The following is a 19,290-nucleotide window of genomic DNA, read 5'->3' on the forward strand; positions in this document are numbered from 1 at the left end:
ATAAGTTATTTAAGTCACTTAAGTCGTGTTCAAATAACTCGGTGCCCACCGAAGGGGAAAAGAGTTCGCCCGTCACTGTTTTTATTAGGATAAAGACAATGGCCGGCACGCTCGAAAATCTCAGGTAACAGGACAGATGGGGCAAACAGGTTAATCAAGACATCTTTTTTGCAGTTAGCAGAGCGTATTTTGACGCGTGCAGGCTATGGGCAAACAATGTACTTGATGACGTGTTTGCCCTTTTTTTGGTTTAAATTCTGTGATGACGGCTTACTATTTGCAAATGTTTGCTAAAAATTTCCGTCTTATAGGCCAGCTGCATTAGATTACGTGTGTTTTACCTAACCAATAAGTTACTAACTATAAGGATGTGTCATGACAACGTTACAGCGTACCCCTTTTTATCAGTCTCACCTAGACAATGACGGCAAAATCGTCGATTTCTCAGGTTGGGAACTGCCTATCCATTACGGTTCACAAATTGATGAGCACGAGGCTGTGCGTACCGATGCCGGTATGTTCGATGTGTCACATATGGTGATTACGGACGTTCAAGGTAGCGACGCTAAAGCATGGCTACAAAAGCTGTTGGCCAATGACGTTGCCAAGTTAAAGACCGTCGGTAAAGCGCTTTACTCAGGCATGCTCAATGAAGAAGGCGGTGTTATTGACGACCTTATTGTTTATTTAACCAATGAGGCAGAAACCGAATACCGTATCGTCTCTAATGCAGCAACCCGTGATAAAGATTTAGCGAATTTCCGTAAAGTAGCCGAAGGCTTCGATGTGGCATTAACTGAACGTCCTGAGCTTGCGATGCTTGCGGTACAAGGCCCTAATGCCATTGCTAAATTAAAACAAGCCAAGCCAAGCTGGGCTGAGACACTAGATGGTCTTAAGCCATTCGTTGGTGCTGACTTAACGGATATCGAAGGTGATGATTGGTTTGTGGCACGTACTGGCTATACGGGCGAAGATGGCGTTGAAGTTATTTTACATGGCGACCATGCTGCTGATTTCTTTGCATTATTAAAAGACAACGGCGTAAAACCTGCCGGTCTTGGTGCTCGTGACACGCTGCGTATGGAAGCAGGCATGAACCTCTATGGCCATGATATGGATGAAACCATCAGTCCTTACGAATGCAATATGGGCTGGACGTTAGCACTGAAAGATGACCGTGATTTCGTCGGTCGTGACGCCTTAGTTTCTAAGCGTCAACAAGCCAAAGATGATGGCACCGCAATGAAGCAAGTCGGCTTATTATTAGAGAGCCGCGGTGTTCTACGTGAAGGCATGACCGTAACCATCAATCAAGGTACGGACAACGAGCAGACTGGTATTATTACCAGTGGTACTTTCTCTCCAAGCCTAAAGCAGTCAATCGCTATTGCGCGTGTTCCAGCTAGCCTGAGCGACGAAGACAATGTTCAAGTTGACCTACGCGGTAAAGGCAAGTTCGTTGACGTTCGCGTATTGAAGCTGCCATTTGTACGTAACGGCGAAAAACAATTTGACTAATTTATTGACCTAAATTTTATTAATTTATTGCTAAAACTGCGACGGTCATAAAAAATCGTCGCAGACTTTGCTATAGTGATAACCTGCTGTCGAAAAACCCATTTAAGCAGCATTTTAAAACTTATTATATTGACTTAACCCACCCTTATACCTTCATTTGGAGAAATTTATGAGTAATGTTCCATCAGAACTAAAGTACGTTGCTAGCCATGAGTGGTTACGCTTAGAAGACGACGGCACCATCACTGTAGGTATCACTGACCACGCTCAAGAAGCACTAGGTGATATCGTCTATGTTGAACTACCAGATGTTGGCGATACTGTTGCAGTGGATGACGAAGTAGCGGTTGTAGAATCTGTAAAAGCAGCTTCTGACGTTTATGCGCCTATCACAGGTGAAGTTGTGGCAATCAACGAAGCGCTTGAGGATGATCCAGAAGTCATCAACACAGACCCATATGGCGATGGTTGGATGTACCGTATCAAGCCTGACAATGTTGATGATTATGAGGCACTAATGAACGCTGAAGAGTATCAAGCAGAGCTATAATCTCTCTAATGGCTTTAATCTGCCTAATGTTTGCACTTTAAGATGTCCGCTGATAGCCCTATATTAGTATTAGCTATATCTGGCATCGTAGCGTGGCTTAGAGCTTTGATTAGAGGGTTTTATTCGCTTATTGAATACTTTAAAAAAAAACTGAAGTACTTTGAAGATGTATTGCGAGCGTTATGTCATGGATGGGATGACGCTCACTAATAAACAATTGACGACTTCGGTGTGTTAAGCATGCCTATTTAGTACATCCATTAATATATGGAAACATCTTAAAATCAACACTTAACTGACACTTAGGGATATTTGTTATGTCTACTCAGCCTCAAGATAGTACACCAAGCAACCTTCAAGACCATGACAATCAGAATGACAAAAACACTACTCAGCCATCAGCACCTCATTTATCTGCATTTACTAAGGTAGTTGAGTCTCGCCGCTCAGTAAGGAAGTTTACCGATACGCCAATACCAGATGACGTTTTGGCAGATTGTTTGCGGTTAGCGATGCTCGCGCCAAACTCTAGTAACTTGCAACCTTGGGAGTTTTACATCATTGATACCCCAAGTGTCCGTAAACAGGCTAATCGTATTTGTATGAATCAAAATGGTGCTAAAACTGCGAATAAATTGATCGCTGTTGTGGCACGTACGGATACATGGAAACAGCATGCTAAACAAAACCTTGATGAGTTTCCACACTCGCCTGTCCCTGAGAAGGTTAAAAAATACTACAGCCAGATAGTTCCTCTTGACTTTTTACGTGGTCCGGCGGGTGTTATCTCTATTGCCAAGCGTGGGCTCACAAAAGCGGTACGACAGTTTAAAGGTCCTGTTAAAACACCATATTATACCTTTGAAGATATTAAAAACTGGGCGACTAATAATACGGCGTTAGCAGCGGAGAACCTAATGCTCGCCCTACGTGCACATGGTTTTGACAGTTGCCCAATGGGCGGATTTGATGAGCCTGCATTAAAAAAACTTTTAAATCTGTCGCCGGATCACCATGTCGTTATGATGATCGGTGCCGGTGAGCGTGCTGAAAGAGGTATCTATAGTGATCAGTATAGATTCGACTATGATCAGTTTGTAAAACACATATAACCCAAAGCATTATCTTTGACGTCTTGTTTTATTGGCAGTTTATAATGGCTAAATTTATTGGTAATGCCATTATTAGGCAGTGCTAATACTCGTACTGTCAGCCACACCAATAATCATAAGCACTGTAAGTAAGTACCATAAGTAAGAACTATAATTAAGTATCGTAAATATCGTTAAGGTTTGCCTCCCTGCAAACCTCAGCCCCTCGTTATACTGAATATTAAGGACTGCAATGACTTCACCAACTAACTCTAACTTATCTTTTGATGGTTTGTTTGACGAAGCACGATTTGTATCTAGACATCTAGGCTCTGGTGCTAACGATCAAGCAGAAATGCTAAAAGCCGTCGGCTATGACGATATGGATAGCTTTATTGCCGATACGGTACCAGAAGCGGTACGTATGAACCGTGACCTAGAGTTGCCAAAAGCGATGAGCGAGCACAATGCGCTTGCAAAACTGCGTGGCATGGCAGACAAGATTACCGTAAACAAAAGCTATATCGGTCAAGGCTACTCTCCAGTACGTATGCCTGCCGTCATTCAGCGTAACGTGTTAGAAAATCCAGGTTGGTATACTGCGTACACGCCTTACCAAGCCGAAATCTCACAAGGCCGCTTGGAAGCTCTATTAAACTTTCAACAAGTTTGTATTGATTTAACCGGCCTTGAGATGGCAGGGGCATCATTGCTTGATGAAGCCACCGCAGCTGCTGAAGGCATGGCAATGGCCAAGCGTGTTAGCAAAAGCAAATCAAACCAGTTCTTCGTTGATGCGCGTGTCTATCCGCAAACGCTTGACGTAATAAAAACCCGTGCCAAATACTTTGGCTGGGAAGTGGTGGTTGGTGATTTTGAAACGGCTAAATCTGGCGACTTCTTCGGTGCGTTATTCCAGTATGTTGGCCGTGAAGGTGACGTGACTGATTTGACGGATGTGATTGCTGCGGTTAAAGAAAACAAAACTTATGCCTTAGTCGTTAGTGATATCTTAAGCCTAGTACTGCTTAAATCTCCGGCAGATATGGGTGCAGATGTGGCATTAGGTAGCACGCAGCGCTTTGGTATTCCAATGGGCTTTGGGGGTCCACACGCCGCTTACTTTGCATTCACTGATAAAGCCAAACGCTCTGCGCCTGGCCGTATTATTGGTGTTTCAAAAGATGCTCAAGGTAATGTCGCACTACGTATGGCTCTACAAACACGTGAGCAGCATATCCGCCGCGAAAAAGCCAACTCAAACATTTGTACCTCACAGGTTCTATTAGCTAACCTAGCGGGTATGTATGCGGTTTATCATGGCCCTGAAGGTTTAAAACGTATTGCCACTCGTATCCACGCTATCGCCACTGCCTTTAGCGATGCTATCAAATCAGTGGGCGGCGACTTAAGCGTTGTACACGACCATATTTTTGATACCGTGCTTGTGGACTGTGGCTCTGAAAAACTAGCTACTCAGATTTATGAAAATGCAGAAAATGTCGGCTACAACTTATGGCGTGAAGGCGACAGCAAACTGGCTGTATCGTTCTCAGAGACCAGTGATGCAGCAGACTTTGGTGTGTTAACTCAGTTATTCACCAATAAGTCACATGACTTACCAAGCGATGCCAGAATCTCTTTAGACGATGCGGTATTACGTACGGATGATATCTTAACGCACCCAGTATTTAACTCACATCATACTGAGCACGAGATGCTTCGCTATCTTAAAAAGCTAGAAGACAAAGATTTAGCGATGAACCGTAGCATGATTTCACTGGGCAGCTGTACTATGAAGCTAAATGCGACCAGTGAAATGTTGCCAATTACTTGGAACGAATTTGCGAACGTGCATCCATTTGCACCGCGCGACCAAGTGACCGGTTATATTGATATGATTGAAAGCTTGCAAGAGCAATTGAAAGCCATCACTGGTTTTGATGACATCTCTATGCAGCCAAACTCAGGGGCGTCTGGCGAATACGCTGGTCTATTGGCCATCCGCCGTTATCATGAGTCACTAGGTGAAACCAACCGCGAAGTATGTTTAATTCCAAAATCTGCACACGGTACCAACCCTGCGACGGCTCAAATGATGGGTATGAAAGTAGTGGTTGTTGATACCGATGAAAATGGTAACGTCGATATTGATGACCTAAAGGCCAAATGTGAAGAGCACAGCGATAATCTGGGTGCATTGATGATTACTTATCCATCAACGCATGGTGTGTTTGAACCAGGTATCCGTGACATCTGTGACATGATTCATAGTCACGGCGGTCAAGTGTATATGGATGGCGCTAACATGAACGCTCAAGTAGGCGTCATGCAGCCTGCAGAAGTGGGTGCTGACGTACTTCACATGAATCTGCACAAAACCTTCTGTATCCCACACGGCGGCGGCGGTCCAGGTATGGGCCCTATCGGCATGAAATCGCATTTAGCGCCATTTAAAGCCAACCACAGCGTGACGCCTGTCTTTAACGCGCCAAAAGATACCACAGCGGTTTCTGCAGCGCCTTATGGTTCAGCGAGTATTCTACCTATTTCATGGATGTACATTACCATGATGGGCCGTGATGGTCTATTATCAGCGACTAAGACGGCACTGCTTAATGCTAACTACGTGGCCAGTCAGCTAAAAAACGACTATCCTGTTCTTTACACTGGCAAAAATGGCCGTGTGGCACACGAATGTATCATTGATATTCGTCCGCTTAAAGAAGAAACAGGCATCACTGAAGCAGATATTGCTAAGCGCTTAATGGACTATGGTTTCCACGCGCCTACCATGAGCTTCCCAGTAGCCGGCACGTTAATGATTGAGCCAACTGAGTCTGAAGCTAAGCATGAGCTAGACCGCTTTATCTCTGCACTAAAATCGATTAAACAAGAAGCGATGAAAGTAAAATCAGGCGAGGATGGTTGGACAGTGGATGACAACCCATTAGTAAACGCACCGCATACTGCGTTTGTTATCACAGGTTCTGACTGGTCACATCCATATAGCCGTGATACTGCTGCGTTCCCATTAGACTATATCCGTGAACACAAATTCTGGCCATCTGTAGGCCGTATTGATGACGTGTATGGCGATAAGAACCTAATGTGTAGCTGCCCAAGTATCGAAAACTATATGTAGTTTCAAGCAGTGGCTCTTAATATTTAGCAAAACAAAAACCTTCAAGCCAAGCTTGGAGGTTTTTTTATACTCTAAAGGTTGATTCAAATCTAACACTGTAACCGTTTAGCAGTTCTTAGATGAGACTTTAACTCTGTAACCATTAACGGTACTATGGCAGATGCAATAATTAGCCTATAAAAGGACGATATATCGTGGTAACCGCTCTAGACTCTCTACGCCAAATGATGGGGACTCAAAAACCTAACAGCAATTCAGATAAGCCCATCCCTCGCCCAGACAAGCCCTTTGTGGTGTTGATTCATGGCTTACATCAAAAGGCATGGATTATGGGCTCTCTAGCCAAGCAGTTACAGGCCAAAGGGTTTGCTACACATCAGCATAATTATCACAGTCTGCGTGACAGTATTGACCAACATAGTACTAGTCTCAATAACTGGCTAACTGAAAACCACAACCCTGATGTCCCAATTAACTTGGTTGGGCACAGCTTAGGTGGATTGGTGATTAGAGACTTTATCGCCCGATTCCCACAGTGGAAAATCGGTCGCTGCGTGACCTTAGGTACACCGCATATGGGCAGCACCACTGCAGAATACATTAAAAAACTGGTTTCACCGTTAGTCGGTCGTTCATACGAGAAAGCATTAGATGGTCAAAACGCCCCGCTTAGAACAGGCATTAGTCTTGGCGTCATTGCTGGTAACTCACCTTATGGCTTAGGTCAGCTTGTATTGGATTATCACAAGCGAAAAGTAAAATTATCTAAGCCGCAATGCGACCATGATGGCACCGTTTATGTGTTCGAAACAAAACTACCAGAAGCCACTGACCATATCATACTGCCGGTCTCGCATACGGGTATGCTGATTAATCAGCAAGTCGCAGAGCAAACGGCTTACTTCCTAGACCACGGTATGTTCAAACGATAAAAAGCACCCTTTATAGCAATAAAGAGTGCTTTTAATTAAATCAGCTTAATTGACATACTTAATATTTAGCTGGCTGGCTTGATGCAAAATATTAACCCAGCCACATTTATAATAGCTTATGGCGTACTCTCGCTATCGTCCTGAACTTCCATACCTGCTTGTAATGCCTTTTTATGGGCTTCAATCGCTGGAATCAGCGTCTGCATTACCCACGAATTACGCCAACCTTTTAGCCCCTCCGGTAGCTGCTCAATCGGCAAATCATAAGCAACAATTTCATATAACTGCGACAGCCACTTTTTGCGCATTAACACATTTTCTGGTACGCCTATTTCATCTGCATACGCTTTGATCACCTGACGCACCGCCTTTGAAATGGTTTTGTCTTTAGAGCGATATGGCGGCAACACTCGTGGTGGCTGCGCCTCGGCATCGAGCTCACGTGCTTGGCTGATTATGCCTAGCAGCTCTTCACCGTACATACGCGCCATACCGCGGTGCATCGTGGTTTTCTGAGTCAGCTGCTTCATTGTGGTTGGCATCTCTACTACCACATCGCGTACCGCTTGTTTCTTTAAAATAAAGGTCTTAGGCTGATTGGTCGAGCGCGCTAAGCCTTCACGCCAACTCGATACCGCTTGTAATACCGCTAATTGCTCACCGGTATACCTAAAATCTGCCATTGCCAGATAAGTCGCGTCATCTTCAACATTTGCTGACTCATAAAGCTCTCTGGCATACAGTTGGCAATCTTCAACCACCTTTTCTTTAAGACCGGTTTTATCAAGCTGCTGCTGCAAAATATCATACAGGTTCAATAGATAGCGCACATCGTCAATGGCATAGTTTTCTTGCTCATCGGTTAGCGGACGTGCGAGCCAATCCGACTGACTTTCACCCTTCTCCAGATGCACATCCAGCTCTTGGCTTAACGCTTGCTGATATCCCATTTGCAGCTGTCCTGTTAAATAGGACAAGGCAATCTGGGTATCAAATACATTGGTCAACGCAGGGCTTTCGGAGAGCAAGTAGAATATCCCTAAATCCTCACCACACGCATGCCAAATCATTAGTGGCATTTCCTCTAACACCACCCAAAACTCAGTCAAATCAAGCTTAGGCGCATCAATCAGATAAATTCTCTTACCCGTATTAATCTGAATCAGTGCCAAAATAGGAAAATAGGTATTACGCTTAATAAACTCAGTATCTAACGCCACACGCTCGCAAGACTCTAAATCATCGAGGCAGGCCTCTAAACCATCAAAATCTGTTACCCAGTAGACGGGTAAATCCGCTGACGCTTGCAGCTGCTGTTTTATTTGCGCCATATCGGTTAATTTTGCTACATCATGGATACTGGCTAATTTTGGCGCTTTGTCGCTCATTTTAGAATCTGACTGAGAGTCTGATGATACTTGAGTCATTACGGTCTTCTTTAGAATAGGAGTAAAAATAAAGCGTGATTATTTTTTAAAGGGTTTACGATCTATTTTGTAGGGCTTGCGATAAGGTCATACTGTCTAAATACTCAAGCTCGCCGCCCATCGGGATGCCTTGAGCAATACGTGTCACTTTACCGACATGCCGTCTTGCCGCTTCGGTAATAAAGTGCGCCGTGGTCTGCCCCTCAACCGTAGTACTGGTCGCCAGTACCAATTCATCGACAGGACTAAGCTTGAGACGATGTATCAACTGATCAATATTTAAATCATCAGCATTAATACCATCAAGCGGTGATAAATGCCCACCAAGTACGAAATAACGGCCACGATAGCCTGCGGTCTGCTCGATAGCCATCACATCCGCTGCGGTCTCGACCACGCAAAGCACAGTATCATCACGTCTTGGGTCTAAGCATATTGGACACACTTCATCATCACTAAATGAGTGGCATTGACGACATTCAATAATATCGTGCATCGCAATATCCAAAGCCTGTGCTAATGCTAGGCCCTGAGGACGTTTCCCGTTGAGCAAATGTAGTGCCATACGCTGTGCTGTCTTTTGACCAACACCTGGCAGCACACGAAGCTGCTTAACCAAATTATCAAATTTTTCGGTTAACAATCAATCACCTTTTTAACAATTAAAGTCACTTATCCATTATGCCTATATATGGTGACGATATAAGGTCAATTCAAAAGGCATAACTATAAAAGAATAAAAAAGGGGTGTAATTCAATCATTACCACCCCTTATCTTATATTATTCAAGTAGCCACATTACGCAGCTACTCTTATCTATATCAGCATCTCTATCGGTGCTTATATTAGTTTATGTTATAGACAGTTATTTTTATTAATTGATAACTGTTAATTCACAACTGTTATTAACCGAACAGACCTTGCATACCTGGTGGTAAGCCCATACCGCTAGTCGCATCAGCTAAAGTCTTGTCAGACAGCTCATCTGCTTTAGTCACAGCCGCATTAATAGCAGCAGCGATTAAGTCTTCGATTAAGTCTGGCTCGTCTTCAAGCAAGCTTGGGTCGATAGACAAACGTTTCACCACATGACGACCCGTCATCGTAACTTTTACTAGGCCGTTGCCTGCTTCTGCTTGAACTTCTTTATCAGCAAGCTCTTTTTTGGCTTTTTCGACGTTCGCTTCTACTTGCTTTTGCATCGATTGTGCTTGCTGCATAAGTGCTTGAATATTCATAGTTGCCTCTTAATTAATCATAAATTTATGTGCAGTCTACGTCTTACGTTATAGATGTGTCTCATTATACTGATAAGTGGCTAGAGTGTCTAAGGGGATATTATAGTCCGCTTGTATGTGCGCTCATGCCAATAATATACGTCAGTAACGTATTTGAATAATCTATGCAGATAAACTGTCTAAACCACGAGCCAAGTCTTTGATAATATCATCTACATCTTCAAGACCCACCGACAGACGGATGAGCCCATCGGTCACGCCAGCCTCTGCACGCGCTTCAGCTGATATTCTAAAATGGGTGGTTGTCGCCGGATGCGTGACCGTGGTTTTGGCATCACCTAAATTATTGGTAATAGACACCATTTGGGTACTATCAATCACATGCCATGCCGCTGATTTCATGTCATGACCACCGACTGCTTTGACCTCAAAGCCCATGATGGCGCCAAAGCAGTGGCTACGGTGATGCTGTTTAATCGCCATTTCGTGCATAGGATGACTGGTTAATCCTGAGAAATGCACCTTTTCGACATTAGGATGTGCCTCTAAGAATGCAGCGACTTTATTGGCATTGTCGCAGTGAACACGCATACGTAAGTTTAAAGTCTCTAAGCCTTTGATAAATACCCACGCGTTAAACGGGCTCATGCTGATACCGCAAGAGCGTACCACCACAAAGGCTTGCTGCATCAACTCATCGCTACCCACTAAGGCACCACCAAGCACTCGGCCTTGACCATCAATGTATTTGGTCGCGGAATGAATCACGATGTCAGCGCCGAAATCTAATGGACGCTGAATCGCTGGCGTGGCAAAGCAGTTATCTACCACAAACAGTGCATCATGCGCATGAGCAATATCAGCAATCGTTTGCATATCAGCAATTTGACCTAGCGGATTACTTGGCGTCTCACAAAATAGCAGACGTGTATTTGGCTGCACGCCTTGTGCCCAAGCATCATTATCAAAGCAGTCAACATAACTGACTTCTACACCGAATTTACCCATAAAGTTGTTAAACAAGCCCACTGATGAGCCGAATAACTGTTTCGCCGCCAGAATATGGTCGCCTTCTTTTAGATAGGCCATACACATCGTTAAGATAGCACCCATACCAGAAGCCGTCGCTACTGCACGCTCACCACCCTCTAGCGCCGCTAAACGACGCTCAAAGGTACGCACCGTTGGATTGGTATGACGAGAATAAACATTACCGGTCTTTGAGCCATTAAAATGAGCGGCAGCATCAGCAGCGGATTCATAGACATAAGAGCTGGTAGTAAAAATCGGCTCATTATGCTCACCCTCATCAGTACGGTGCTGACCGGCACGAACAGCAATGGTTTGCATCGCATAGTCTTGGCTCAAATCCAGCGCATCATTACGCCAGTTACTATCCAGCGTATTATTCTCAGTTTGCGCCTTAGTTAGGTTTGTCTCTTTACGGTTCGATGTGTTATCTGTCATAGTAGTATCAATTAGCCAGTATCGTTAATGGTTAAAGTAGGTGTCTTTCAAAGAAGTATGCGATTTATCTCAGCTATCTCACTCTACTATCTCGTTATAATAATAGTGAAATAACAGTAACAGTGATAAAAAGATTCAGTCACTAGTATCGCTAAGATAACAGGCGCTATCAATAAAAACCTGTCACTATCTGAGTCATTTATTGCTGTTATAAGACGCGTCTGAGTTGAAGGCCGCTTATTTTATAGTTAACCTTGCTTTGTGACTAGGCATCTTCTGTAGCACAGAGACCATCTAATCAACCTATATAAGTATGCATCCTTTAAATTAAAGCCCGCTTTTTATTATCATAAACTATTATAACCTACCCCTTTTAATTCCTTTTGGAGAATAACAATGACCACACCTGCTCCCACCACAGTAAGTTTTATCGGCTTAGGCGCTATGGGCTATCTTATGGCAAAACATTTGGTCGCTCATTATGACACGGTCATGGTTTGGAACCGCACGCCTAGCAAGGCAGAGGCCCACGCAGCAGAATTTGGCACACAAGCGGTTAGCTTAGAGCAGGCGCTCAAAGCAGATGTTATCTTCTCTTGCCTGCCAACCAGTCAAGTGGTTGATACGCTGATTGATGAGGCGTTACCGCATCTTGAGTCTGACAGTGTTTGGGTCGATTGCACCAGCGGCGTTCCAGAGGCTGCCAAAACCAGTCAGCAAAAGCTTGCTACCGTTAATTGTCAGTTTTTGGATGCACCGGTGTCTGGACAAACCACAGGTGCAGACAGTGGTACACTTACGGTAATGGTCGGCGGTGATAAGCAAGCGCTTGATTACGCCAAACCAGCTATCGACTGCTTTGCCGGTCTCATTGTGCATGTCGGTGATACCGGTGCAGGCTTTGCGGTCAAAGCGGTAAACAACACTTTATTTGCAATTAATGCATGGGCAGCTGCTGAAGGTTTATCGGTACTCAAAGCACATGGCGTTAACCCTACGCAAGCCTTGGCCTGTATCAATAAAGCCAGTGGCCAAAGCTTTGCCACTAGCGCAACCCTTCCAGATCGTATTGTAAATAGAGAGTTCCCTAAGACCTTTACCATTGATTTGATGGCCAAAGACTGCGGTATCGCTATTGATTTGCAAACTGAAAAACAGGTCCCCACGCCAGTGATGGCTCAAGTGGCTAGCCTAGTCCGTGCTGCCAGTAATCAACATGAAGCCGGCGTGGCAGATTTCTCTGAATTTGCCAAATTCTATGAGTCTATGACCGGCATCACAATTGAAGATGATTAAAATCGGCTGCATTTAAATTAAGCGTTGTTTTTCTATTCATCGTGCTTGATTTGATTTAACCAGATGATGACAAGCACGATGCGATAAATATTTCAGCTAGTTTAATATGACTGTCTACAAGGGTGATTGGGTGTAGAATAATTTTAACACTGCACCCTCAGATTAATTTTTATGAGAAGGTACCGATATTTTGGGCAATTATTCTATTAACAGCCATAAACACACACCGTTATCAAAGAAACTCATGGTAAAAAAAATGCAGGCAGGAACAGGCGCTTTTAAGGCTTATACACAACTCAAAGGCCATCTACTGATAAAGATGGCGTCTACCTGCTGTTTAAGCTTGGCAGTGGCCGCTTGTAATTCATTGCCTACTGAGCCGCATACTGAAAACAGCCTTAGGCTCAGCCAGCTATTAAAAGAGCGTTACGCCTCTAACACGTCTCATCTTTCAGATAAGGATAATAATCAAAAACAGACGACTCAAAACAGTACGGATACCCAAGAGAGCAAGCCGCCCGCAGCTGTATCGATAGAAGAGGCTCAATTTGCTAAAGCAGTCACTGAGCAAAACGAGCTACATCCGAATTTATCTGGTTATCATCCGATTATTACCGGTACCAATGCTTTTGCGACCCGTAGCATCTTAACGGATATGGCTCAAAAGAGTATTGATGTGCAGTACTACATTTGGCATGACGATCAGGCCGGACAGCTGCTGCTTAAGAAATTATGGGATGCGGCTGAACGCGGCGTAGTGGTTCGCTTTTTGCTTGATGATTTTAATAATAACGCCAAATTAGACAAACATTTACGCCGTTTTTCAAGCCATCCAAATATTGCGGTTAGATTAATCAACCCGCTTTCGTACCGAAAATTCCAAACCTTAAATTACCTAACTAACTTAAGACGCATCAATCATCGTATGCACAATAAGAGCATGACCTTCGATCGACAAATCAGCGTCATTGGTGGACGTAACGTCGGTGATGAGTATTTAAGTAATAACGAAAGCAGTCAATTTGCCGATCTTGATGTATTACTTATCGGTGATGTCGTCGCTGATATTACCACCAGTTTTGAGGATTATTGGCAGTCACCCTTATCGTATGACATCGAGACTTTGGTAGACAAACCGCGCACATTAACAAATAACAACACGCCAAGGGATGATTTTATTTCAAAGTTAGATAAAATCACACCGTCTCAAGTTGGGGATGAAGCCGCTGATGTCTATAATCGTGCGCTGCAACGAGCAAGTATTGGTAATGATTTGATTAACAAGCGGGTGCCTTTTCGCTGGGCGCCGATGACTTTTTTGAGTGATGATGTTAATAAATTGGTTAATACCGCAGATTCAGACACGCATTTGGTCTATCAGTTAAGAAACTTATTAGGTAAGCCAAACAAAGACTTAACCATTGTTTCCTCTTATTTTGTGCCTACAAAGGAAGGTGTAGATACATTAATCAAACTTTCTAAGAGCGGCGTTAACGTTAAGATACTCACTAATTCGTTCAATGCAACCGATGTTGCCGCTGTTCATTCAGGCTATGCCCAGTGGCGTGTGCCACTATTAAAAGCGGGGATAGAGGTCTACGAGCTCAAAGCGATTGCATCAGAAGAAGATCGTGAGAATAAGCTGTGGCGGGCACGTTCACAGTCCTCGACCAGTCTACATGCCAAAACCTTTGCAGTAGATGACCATAATGTCTTTATCGGCTCTTATAATGTTGACCCCCGCTCAGCCAATATTAATACTGAAATGGGCGTGGTAATTGAGGATGAAGATTTGGCATTGGAGCTACATGATGCCGTCAGTAAAGATTTGTTGCCTTTGGCGTACCGAGTTGTGTTGACCGATAACAATCAATTGCAGTGGCAAACTCACGAAGCCGGCAAAACGGTCATTTATAACAAAGAACCAGATGTCGACTTTGCAGATACCATTTGGTTAAAGATCATGTCATGGCTACCGATTGATTGGCTGTTATAGCAGTTATAACTACCTTAATGTTTAGAAGTTCTTGGTCTGTCATAATGATTATGGCAGTTTATTTTTAATGATAACAATTGAACCCTATGCCTTTTGTTGCTTTATCAGACTCAAAGAGTGCCATATCGCCAAAGCAATTAATGGTTATTTGCTTTGCTAATGCGGTCACATATTTTGACTTTCTTATCTACCTGTTTATGGCAGATATCATTAGCGCGACTTTCTTTCCTATCAGTCATGACCCCGTACTTAATAAGCTACAAGCATTAAGTCTTTTTGCTGCCGGCTATTTATCGCGGCCGATTGGTGCTTTATTTTTAGGTCGTTATGCTGATGTCAAAGGCCGAAAACCTGCCTTAATGGTGAGCTTGACTTGTATTGCAGTGACTACTTTAGCGATTGCCTGCCTGCCGACTTACGCTCAAGTCGGTGTTATTGCACCAATTTTATTTATTGCGGCTCGGCTTATACAAGGCATGGCGTTCGGGGCACATACACCGCTAGGCTGGGTGTATATTGCGGAGCACATATCCAAAAGCAACTTAGCGACTTACCTAAGCTTTGTGACCGCAGCCTTCATGTTCGGCAAAATCGGTTCTAACATTATGTTTGAGCTGCTGACGACCACCTATACTCAGGCTCAGCTTATTGAAAGTGGCTGGCGTATTCCTTTTGTGTGGGGGGCGGCATTAAGCTTTATAGCCCTGATGCTTTTTAATCTACTCGATGAAACACCTATTTTTACGTGCCAACAAGAGCATAAGCGTTATGTGCCCAGCTTGTCAGATATGAGCCTGCCGTTTAAGCGCTTTAATGCAATATTTTTGGCTTTAATGCTAACCTTTGTTATCTCAAGCTTAGTAATGGTCGTTGCTTTATTATTACCTGAATTGATTTTAATGAAGTTTAGTGTCGATCAATCTATGCTTAGGTTCTCCAATAACTTAAGCGTACTATTTTTAATTATTGGCTGTATTTTCTTTGGATTAATTGCGGATAAAAGTAGTACTGGTAAGGCGCTAATTTTTGGCGGCTTAGCCCTTATTTTCCAAACATTGGCCTTTTACTATCATCTTTCTGAGACCGGCGGCATGCTGATTTTATTTATGTATGCTATTTTAGGATTCTGTAGTGGTATCGCTAGTCTCGGCCCAGTAATTTTAGTACAGCTATTCCCTACAGCCTCTCGCGTTACCTCAGTTGGTCTTACCTACAACTTTATGTATGCCGTCGTTGGGGTCAACTTGCCCTTTGCTTTAGGCTATGCCACCAGTTATGTGAGCTTCTCGCCTGCCCTTTATCTCATCTTTATCGGTATTATCGCCTTTCTTATTGGTCTATATATTTACCGCTTACCGAAATTTAAAGCTTTGGATGCTGGGCTTAAGTTATAAACGCTCTTTATCTGATCTAAATAGTAGCTAATTAATAAAAATGAGCCAGTTAAACCATTGACTGGCTCATTTTTATACACTTATTTATGTGTTTTAAAAGCAGTCATACTCTGTGTTTTTATACTAATTGCTATGAACAACCTAAGCCCTTACAACAACGATGTCTCCCAGTAATGAATAACAATATGATGAATCGTAAGAAGCTGCAGCCGGTCATGGTATAATAGCGGCCACCCTATGGCAGCCACTATAGGCAGTATTATTATTGCCTAAAATCACCCTTGCCTTAACTCAGATAACAAAGAGTACCTGCAGCCTTATGACTGATACCCTCGTAAACTCTATCGATACGCCTATCAATATTATGCAAAACAAACGCCTATCTGTCGCGCCCATGATTGATTGGACAACGACGGATTATCGTTTCTTTGCGCGCCTGTTTAATCCGCATACTTATCTATATACTGAGATGATTTCAACCGGTGCGATTATTCATGGCAATACTGATCGGCTTCTACGCTTTGATAATATTGAGCATCCACTTGTGTTGCAATTAGGTGGCGCTGATATTAAAGAGATGACACATTGCACAGTTGAGGGGCAAAAGCGCGGCTTTGATGAGGTTAATATCAATGTAGGTTGTCCATCTGATAGAGTGCAGCACAATAAAATTGGCGCATGCCTAATGGCTGAGCCTAATACGGTGGCAAGCTTAGTTCGCTCAATGCAAGCAGAGGTTGATATTCCGGTGACGGTCAAACACCGTATCGGTATAGATGAGCATGACAGTTATGAGTTTATGCGAGATTTCGTGGCTGCCAGTGCCGATGCTGGCTGTGAGCGTTTTATCGTACACGCTAGGATTGCATGGCTTAAAGGCTTAAGCCCGAAAGAGAACCGTGAGATTCCGCCGCTACGCTATGAAGATGTATACCGGCTCAAGCAAGAATTTCCTGCGCTTAAGATAGAGATTAATGGCGGTATCAGCACTATTGAGCAAATTAAAGAGCATCTGCAATATGTCGACGGGGTTATGATTGGCCGTGCAGCCTATCAAAACCCTTACCTATTGGCAGAAGCCATGACTTTATGGGGTGAACAGCCGCCGACGCGTGAAGATATTCTGGCTAAGCTGTATCCATATTTAGATGAGCAAGCCGCCAAAGGGGAGCCTTTACCGTCTGTGGCACGTCACTTTTTAGGGTTATTCCAAGGTTTGCCTGGGGCACGTAAATGGCGTCAAGCTCTCAGCGGCAAGCAGCAGCTAACCGTTGACGAGATTAGAGCAGCCGGCGACCATACATTGGCATTGATTGAGAGAAGCCGGCAGGCTCAGCTTGAGCAAGAAAGTATCGGCTAATAGGTACTTGAAGTAAATGCAACTTACCGATACTAGTTTAACAACAAGTTATGATTGTTAATCAGCTAGTGCACTGAAAGATATAGCCACATGGCTGCTGTATTGTTGAGAATATGAATCATCATCGGCAGCCATATTGAGCCTGATTTAATACGGGCGTAGCTTAATAAAAGCGCCAAGATAAATATTACGCTCATCTCATAGATAGCATACTGGATATGAATAATCGCAAAGATAAGACTGGTTACTATCGTGGCAAGCCATACGCCTTTCTTACCCTCTATCTGCTCTTTTAATGCACTCCATAATACTCCGCGGAACATTAGCTCTTCATAAACCGGCGCAACCAATACCATCACCACAATAAGCAGCCACTTCGGATTAGCACTGTCATATAAGACATCGACAAAAGCGGTCGGATCTTTATCTAGTGCAAAGCTTATCGCTTCGGTGACTATGACAAATAGCAGCCATAATCCTAATATACCTAGACCGACTTTGTAATTAAATGGCCTCATCGCCAGATAATCACGCACCTGCATTTTTTGATGCTGAGTATAAGACGTATTGCTTTTAGTCGCTCGGCTGATGCGCCACTTGACGACAGCATAGATAACAATGCTGATAGTGGCCAAGGTAAATATCAGCGCATAGCTGGTTACCGTACCATTAAAACTGCCCATCGCAAAACGCTGAGCAGGCGTTAGTGTTTGCTCATTAAAGACAATCGGAGCAAACAGATAAACACCCAACAGCTGAACCATCAAAAACAGCCCAACTATCCCCGCTATTAGCAGAACCACTCCTGGACTGGAGAACAGTTTTGGCTCATTAAGAGGGCTCGTATCTTGCTGAAGGTCGCTCTTTGTTAAGTCGGTATCTGGTCTTTTGTAGGGAAAGTCAGCCATAAGAATGAGGTCATATCAGTCGTTAAAAAAGCACGTATAAAACGTGCTCGATAAATAAAGAGTGTCAAAGTACAGCGAAGCCTACTTTGAAGCTTGCTCAGCGATTGTCTGCAGAATAAGCTGAGCCACGGAGTCTGGATGCTCTAGAGGGAACATATGACCACCGGCATGCAGCTTAAAAGGAATAGATAAGCGCTGCTCCACTTTTTGTGGAAACTGACGCTGATGAAACTGACTATTATCACCAATAAGCAAGGTCACCGGCTTTTTCGGTGGCCTGTTAGGCTTGAGCCAATACAGTGATGGATTGGTACGAAATACTTTTACTTCTGCCTGCTTGGGAATGGTTAGCGTCACACTGCCATCTTCTTGGTCACGTAGCCCATATTGTATATAGTAATCAAAGCTACGCTGATCAAAGTTTTTGAAGAAGGTTTTGGGGCGCAATAATTCACTGGCCTGCTCACGACTTTCCCATACATCACGGCGATGTTTTGAAATACCTGCCGGCGACATTTTATCTACCGCTTTACTAGAGGTTAGCTTAGCAATATGCCATAGTAGATTGCTGATTCCATAAATCAGTGGTGGGTCCATCAATACCGATTGTACAAACAGCTTGGGCTTTTTATACATGGCTTGCAGTGTACACAGTGCGCCAAGTGAATGCCCCAACCCTATCACAGGTACCTTATGCTTTTTTTTGACCTGTTTGACACTGTCAATCACTTGCTTGGTCAAGCTCTTCCAATGATTATCAATAGGATAAGTCAGTTTGCCTTGTTCATCAAAGCCTAACGTAGGAATATATTCCACCGTAAACTGCTGCTCTAGAATATCAAAGATAGGCTGATACACCCGACTTGGCATCCCATTTGCATGCGCAAAATGGATTACCGGCTTACCCGTCAGTTTAGACACGGGTAAGCCTTTAATATCAATCATCTCATTAGAAAACGTAAACC

15 protein-coding genes are annotated in these 19,290 nt (G+C 43.6%); 9 read left to right on the top strand and 6 right to left on the bottom strand.

Translation table 11 applies throughout. From position 1 onward, the window contains the following. Window positions 1-375: 375 nt before the first annotated feature. The 5 genes from gcvT to AC2SLO_RS09345 all read left to right on the top strand — a co-directional run bounded on the left by gcvT (window position 376) and on the right by AC2SLO_RS09345 (window position 7,239). Complete coding sequence (gene gcvT, locus AC2SLO_RS09325) at window positions 376-1,521, top strand: glycine cleavage system aminomethyltransferase GcvT (RefSeq protein ID WP_486540568.1); 1,146 nt, start codon at window positions 376-378, stop codon at window positions 1,519-1,521. A gap of 169 nt (window positions 1,522-1,690) precedes the next feature. Continuing rightward, window positions 1,691-2,071 carry a glycine cleavage system protein GcvH gene (gcvH, locus tag AC2SLO_RS09330; protein ID WP_486540570.1) on the top strand — a complete coding sequence of 127 codons (381 nt, stop codon included), beginning with the start codon at window positions 1,691-1,693 and terminating at the stop codon, window positions 2,069-2,071. Between the two features lie 317 nt (window positions 2,072-2,388). Continuing rightward, entirely contained in the window at window positions 2,389-3,183 is a 795-nt protein-coding gene (locus tag AC2SLO_RS09335; protein WP_486540572.1) for a nitroreductase family protein, read from the top strand. A 232-nt stretch (window positions 3,184-3,415) separates the two neighbouring features. Beyond that, the gene (gene gcvP / locus AC2SLO_RS09340) at window positions 3,416-6,307 is read left to right on the top strand and encodes an aminomethyl-transferring glycine dehydrogenase (protein WP_486540574.1); all 2,892 of its coding nucleotides are present in this window, start codon (window positions 3,416-3,418) and stop codon (window positions 6,305-6,307) included. A 227-nt stretch (window positions 6,308-6,534) separates the two neighbouring features. Beyond that, on the top strand, window positions 6,535-7,239 hold the full coding sequence (locus tag AC2SLO_RS09345) for an alpha/beta fold hydrolase (RefSeq protein WP_486540653.1): 705 nt from the start codon (window positions 6,535-6,537) through the stop codon (window positions 7,237-7,239). 116 nt (window positions 7,240-7,355) lie between these two features. Here the strand turns inward: AC2SLO_RS09345 and AC2SLO_RS09350 are convergent, their stop codons facing one another. The 4 genes from AC2SLO_RS09350 to AC2SLO_RS09365 form a co-directional block, all read right to left on the bottom strand. Continuing rightward, window positions 7,356-8,666: a ribonuclease D gene (locus AC2SLO_RS09350; RefSeq protein ID WP_486540576.1), complete on the bottom strand. Its 1,311-nt coding sequence runs from the start codon at window positions 8,664-8,666 to the stop codon at window positions 7,356-7,358. Window positions 8,667-8,721: 55 nt separating this feature from the next. Beyond that, on the bottom strand, window positions 8,722-9,309 hold the full coding sequence (recR, locus tag AC2SLO_RS09355) for a recombination mediator RecR (protein ID WP_486540578.1): 588 nt from the start codon (window positions 9,307-9,309) through the stop codon (window positions 8,722-8,724). 262 nt (window positions 9,310-9,571) lie between these two features. Further along, the gene (locus tag AC2SLO_RS09360) at window positions 9,572-9,904 is read right to left on the bottom strand and encodes a YbaB/EbfC family nucleoid-associated protein (protein ID WP_486540580.1); all 333 of its coding nucleotides are present in this window, start codon (window positions 9,902-9,904) and stop codon (window positions 9,572-9,574) included. A gap of 162 nt (window positions 9,905-10,066) precedes the next feature. After that, entirely contained in the window at window positions 10,067-11,371 is a 1,305-nt protein-coding gene (locus AC2SLO_RS09365; protein ID WP_486540582.1) for an O-succinylhomoserine sulfhydrylase, read from the bottom strand. Window positions 11,372-11,767: 396 nt separating this feature from the next. On the opposite strand from AC2SLO_RS09365, the gene AC2SLO_RS09370 reads away from it, so the two are divergent. The 4 genes from AC2SLO_RS09370 (at window position 11,768) to dusA (ending at window position 17,417) form a co-directional block, all read left to right on the top strand. Next, the gene (locus AC2SLO_RS09370) at window positions 11,768-12,667 is read left to right on the top strand and encodes an NAD(P)-dependent oxidoreductase (protein WP_486540584.1); all 900 of its coding nucleotides are present in this window, start codon (window positions 11,768-11,770) and stop codon (window positions 12,665-12,667) included. 319 nt (window positions 12,668-12,986) lie between these two features. Beyond that, the gene (locus AC2SLO_RS09375; RefSeq protein ID WP_486540655.1) at window positions 12,987-14,663 is read left to right on the top strand and encodes a phospholipase D family protein; all 1,677 of its coding nucleotides are present in this window, start codon (window positions 12,987-12,989) and stop codon (window positions 14,661-14,663) included. 140 nt (window positions 14,664-14,803) lie between these two features. Beyond that, a complete protein-coding gene (locus AC2SLO_RS09380; protein ID WP_495637101.1) occupies window positions 14,804-16,057 on the top strand; it encodes an MFS transporter in 1,254 nt (417 codons plus the stop codon). Between the two features lie 319 nt (window positions 16,058-16,376). Beyond that, window positions 16,377-17,417, top strand: coding sequence for a tRNA dihydrouridine(20/20a) synthase DusA (dusA, locus tag AC2SLO_RS09385; protein WP_486540588.1), 1,041 nt, complete (start codon window positions 16,377-16,379; stop codon window positions 17,415-17,417). Window positions 17,418-17,482: 65 nt separating this feature from the next. Here dusA and AC2SLO_RS09390 read toward each other — a convergent pair whose 3' ends face one another. Both AC2SLO_RS09390 and AC2SLO_RS09395 read right to left on the bottom strand, forming a co-directional pair. Then, window positions 17,483-18,325, bottom strand: coding sequence for a CPBP family intramembrane glutamic endopeptidase (locus AC2SLO_RS09390; protein ID WP_486540590.1), 843 nt, complete (start codon window positions 18,323-18,325; stop codon window positions 17,483-17,485). Between the two features lie 81 nt (window positions 18,326-18,406). Further along, window positions 18,407-19,270: an alpha/beta fold hydrolase gene (locus tag AC2SLO_RS09395; RefSeq protein ID WP_486540657.1), complete on the bottom strand. Its 864-nt coding sequence runs from the start codon at window positions 19,268-19,270 to the stop codon at window positions 18,407-18,409. Window positions 19,271-19,290 lie beyond the last annotated feature (20 nt).

It is taken from the genome of Psychrobacter sp. CX14 (assembly GCF_057396205.2).